Here is a 3,705-nt window from a genome sequence, read left to right as displayed (position 1 = left end):
ACCGCAGATGATGGAGACGATCAATTGTTGGCGCCGCCGCCCCCCGATTGTGCCTCTGATGGTCTCCATCACGACAGGGCGTGGTTTTGCTCTGCCGCCCCTGTCGCTTCTACTTGGTGGTGCGACCGATTACGCGTCGACGCCTCCGCCGGACCGCCGCGGTGTTGACCGAGCCGGCATCGTCGGCGGCTATGCCCTTCAACACATAGCCAACCGCCCTGCGCAGCGTCGCTTCGTCTTCGTCGAGGCGATTGGTCAAAAGATGCGTCCAGGCAAAGGAGGCGACCAGGTCGGCGACGAGCGTGGAATCGACGTCGGCCGCCACTTCGCCTCTTGCCTTGGCGCGCTCGATCATCTGGGCGGTATGGGCATGGCGTCCTTTCGTGTATTCGACAAGCACGGCGGCTACGGTCGCATCCGACTGCGCCTCTGCGATCAGCGATCTGAAGACGCTGCCTGAGGACGTTTCATGCCAGTGCGAGAACAGGTTCTTCAGGAAGCCGACGAGATCATCCTCGAGGTTTCCGGTATCGGGGTTGTCGACGCGCTTTAGCCGCTGATAGACGTCGAAGAGCAAAGCGGCCTTGCTCGGCCACCAGCGATAGATCGTAGGCTTTCCAGCACGCGCCCGCCGCGCCACCGCTTCGATCGAGAAGCCGGAATAACCGGCCTCGACCAGCACCGCCTCGGCGGCGTCGAGAATGGCGTCGGCGCTGTCGGGGTTGCGCCGCGCGCCAATTGATTTGCGGGCCTGATCTGCGTCCTCACCCATCTGCTGTTTTCCTTATCGGCAAGTTTCCTCAGCATGCATATACGAGCTCTTGACGAAACGGAACGGCCCGTTTTGTATAACGGAACGTTTCGTAACGATAAGGAGAGAACCAATGACCTCGACCGCCACCCGCTTCTCGCGCCTCCGCTTTGCGCTGCTGGTGCTTGCCGGCGTCTATCCGCTGATCACCGCCATTCTCTATGTCGTGTTCCCGCTGACCGAACAGTGGGAGATCTGGCAGCGCACGCTGGTCATCGCCCCGCTAATGGTCGCGATCATGATCTGGGGGCTCATTCCCGGCGTGCAGAAGATGTTCTGGAAGTTCCTAAATCCTGCCCAATGACGCAAGCGTGCTGCCGGCAGTTTGGTGTCGTCCGGTCGGGAAAACGCCCTTGCACCGGCGCCCGCTATCGGGCAAACCGGCGTTCCCCTTGCGATTTTTCCGCCCGAGGTCTTCATGTCAGCCACCATTTCGCCGCTCGCGCCGAAGAAATATCCTGAAATGCCTGACATCGAGGGCGTCCGCATCGCCACCGCCGAGGCCGGGATAAAGTACAAGAACCGCACAGACCTGCTGACCATGGTCTTCGATACCGGCACCACGGTCGCCGGCGTATTCACCAAGTCGAAATGCCCGTCGGCGCCGGTCGATTTCTGCCGGCAGAATCTCGGGCAGGGCAAGGCGCGCGTGCTGGTCGTCAATTCCGGCAATGCCAATGCCTTCACCGGCAGCAAGGGCCGAGCCTCCACGGCAATGACCAGCGAGGCTGCAGCCAAGGCTGCGGGCTGCACACCGGACGAGGTGTTCCTGGCCTCGACCGGGGTCATCGGCGAGCCGCTGGATGCCGGCAAGTTCAGCCATCTGCTCGCCGGACTGGTCAAGGACGGCAGGCCTGACCTGTGGACCGAAGCCGCCAAGGCGATCATGACCACGGACACCTATCCGAAACTGGCGACCGCGACGGTAAAACTCGGCGACGCCGACGTCACCATCAACGGTATTGCCAAGGGCGCCGGCATGATCGCGCCCGACATGGCGACGATGCTCTCCTTCATCGCCACCGATGCGCCGATCGCAGCCCCCGTGCTGCAGGATCTTTTGTCACGCGGCACGGCCAAGACCTTCAATGCGGTCACCGTCGACAGCGACACCTCGACCAGCGACACGCTGCTGATGTTCGCCACCGGCACCGCATCCAGGCGCGGCGCGCCTGACATCACCGATGCCGGGGATGCGCGCCTCGGCGCCTTCCGCCGCGCGCTCGGCAAGGTGCTGAAATCGCTGGCGCTGCAAGTGGTGCGCGATGGCGAGGGCGCCCGCAAGCAGGTCGAGGTCACCGTCACCGGCGCGAAATCGGCCCGCTCGGCCAAGCGCATCGCGCTGTCGATCGCCAATTCGCCGCTGGTCAAGACGGCGGTCGCCGGCGAGGATGCCAATTGGGGTCGCGTCGTCATGGCCATCGGCAAGGCCGGCGAACCGGCCGACCGCGACCTTCTGTCGATCTGGTTCGGCGATATCAGGCTGGCGCATGAGGGCGAGCGCGACGCCGCCTACTCCGAAGAGGCGACATCGGCCTACATGAAGCGCGACGAGATCTGCATCCATGCCGATATCGGCATCGGCCGCGGCAAGGCGACGGTGTGGACTTGCGACCTCACCAAGGAGTATGTCGCCATCAACGGCGATTATCGGAGCTGATGGCGTTGGTTTCCAGACATCCGGCAAGCGTGCTTGCCATAGTGCGCCGCTATGAGGCGGCCGGCTTTCGCGCCTGGCCGGCGGCGGCGGTCCATTATGACGGCACCTGGGTGGTGCGGCTGACGGCGGGTCATCCGGCCAAGCGGCTGAATTCGGTCAATCCGCTCGATCCGGGCGACATCCAGCACATCGCCGAACGCATCGGCCGCGCCAGCCGCCGCTTCGACGCCTATGGCCGGCCGCTGACCTTCCGCATATCGCCGCTGTCGGGGCCGGTCCTTTCCAAACATCTCGACAGCGAAGGCTGGAGCACATTCGACGAATCGCTGGTCATGCGGCTGCCGCTTTCAGACGCCCAGCTCGATGCCGCCATGGACCAGATTCCGCTGAAGGACATCAGCCGCTTCATCGGCGCGTCGCTCAAGGTAAGTGGCTCGGATGTGTCGCTGCGGCCGGGCCTGTCGGAGATCATCGGCGCCATCCAGCCGGAAGCCGGGCTGTTCGCGCTCGAAAAGGGCACCGAACCGCTGGCGACGCTGATCTGCGTCCATGATGGCGATCTTGCCGGGCTGTTCGAGATCGCCACCGACAGATCGGTACGCAACCAGGGCCATGGCCGCCACCTCATCCTGTCGGCGCTGAAATGGGCCCGGCTGCGCGGCGCCCGGGAAGCCTGGCTGCAGGTCGAGGCCGACAATGCGCCGGCGCTGGCGCTTTATCGTTCGCTCGGGTTCGACGAAGTCTATCGTTACCATTATCGCCGGCCGCCCGGCGCATGACCGGCCCGAACCCTCTCGGCAAGCGCCTGCTCCTGGTCGCAGCCTGCGCGCTGGTCGATAGCGACGGCCGCGTGCTGCTGGCGCAGCGGCCGGAAGGCAAGCAGCTCGCCGGCCTGTGGGAGTTTCCGGGCGGCAAAGTCGAGCCCGGCGAGACGCCGGAAGAATGCCTCATCCGGGAGTTGTACGAGGAGATCGGCATCGAAACCGATATTCCCTGCCTGGCGCCGTTCACCTTCGCCAGCCATTCCTACGATGATTTTCACCTGCTGATGCCGCTGTTCGTCTGCCGTCGCTTCCGCGGCATCGCGCAGCCGAAGGAAGGGCAGGTGCTGAAATGGGTGCGGCCGCGCCAAATGCGCGATTTTCCGATGCCGCCGGCCGACGCGCCGCTGATCCAGTTCCTCATCGATCTTCTGTGATTGTGCCGTCACTGCCCGAGTTAGACAGCGTTAATG

The 3,705-nt window shown here is 64.2% G+C and carries 5 protein-coding genes; 4 read left to right on the top strand and 1 reads right to left on the bottom strand.

The features are described from left to right. Positions 1-109 precede the first annotated feature (109 nt). Positions 110-772 carry a TetR/AcrR family transcriptional regulator gene (locus EOA86_RS26445; protein ID WP_128344382.1) on the bottom strand — a complete coding sequence of 221 codons (663 nt, stop codon included), beginning with the start codon at positions 770-772 and terminating at the stop codon, positions 110-112. A gap of 112 nt (positions 773-884) precedes the next feature. Here EOA86_RS26445 and EOA86_RS26440 point away from each other — a divergent pair, with 112 nt between their 5' ends. From EOA86_RS26440 to EOA86_RS26425, 4 genes are all read left to right on the top strand, one after another. Continuing rightward, positions 885-1,115, top strand: coding sequence for a hypothetical protein (locus tag EOA86_RS26440; protein ID WP_127212743.1), 231 nt, complete (start codon positions 885-887; stop codon positions 1,113-1,115). Between the two features lie 114 nt (positions 1,116-1,229). Beyond that, positions 1,230-2,471, top strand: coding sequence for a bifunctional glutamate N-acetyltransferase/amino-acid acetyltransferase ArgJ (gene argJ / locus EOA86_RS26435; protein ID WP_128344380.1), 1,242 nt, complete (start codon positions 1,230-1,232; stop codon positions 2,469-2,471). Beyond that, positions 2,471-3,250, top strand: a complete 780-nt coding sequence (locus tag EOA86_RS26430; RefSeq protein WP_206630138.1) for a GNAT family N-acetyltransferase — start codon at positions 2,471-2,473, stop codon at positions 3,248-3,250. The genes argJ and EOA86_RS26430 overlap by 1 nt, the downstream gene beginning before the upstream one ends. Then, positions 3,247-3,669, top strand: a complete 423-nt coding sequence (locus EOA86_RS26425) for a (deoxy)nucleoside triphosphate pyrophosphohydrolase (protein WP_065008466.1) — start codon at positions 3,247-3,249, stop codon at positions 3,667-3,669. The genes EOA86_RS26430 and EOA86_RS26425 overlap by 4 nt, the downstream gene beginning before the upstream one ends. The last annotated feature ends 36 nt before the right edge of the window (positions 3,670-3,705 follow it).

The sequence above is a fragment of the Mesorhizobium sp. M5C.F.Ca.IN.020.32.2.1 genome, assembly GCF_004023105.1.
GTDB classification, from domain to species: Bacteria; Pseudomonadota; Alphaproteobacteria; order Rhizobiales; family Rhizobiaceae; genus Mesorhizobium; species Mesorhizobium wenxiniae.
This window is presented reverse-complemented; position numbering and strand designations above follow the sequence as displayed.

Bases quoted from the DNA above. Each gene is read 5' to 3' on its own strand.
- EOA86_RS26445 (WP_128344382.1), bottom strand. From the start codon at position 772: ATGGGTGAGGACGCAGATCAGGCCCGCAAATCAATTGGCGCGCGGCGC.
- EOA86_RS26440 (WP_127212743.1), top strand. From the start codon at position 885: ATGACCTCGACCGCCACCCGCTTCTCGCGCCTCCGCTTTGCGCTGCTG.
- argJ (WP_128344380.1), top strand. From the start codon at position 1,230: ATGTCAGCCACCATTTCGCCGCTCGCGCCGAAGAAATATCCTGAAATG.
- EOA86_RS26430 (WP_206630138.1), top strand. From the start codon at position 2,471: ATGGCGTTGGTTTCCAGACATCCGGCAAGCGTGCTTGCCATAGTGCGC.
- EOA86_RS26425 (WP_065008466.1), top strand. From the start codon at position 3,247: ATGACCGGCCCGAACCCTCTCGGCAAGCGCCTGCTCCTGGTCGCAGCC.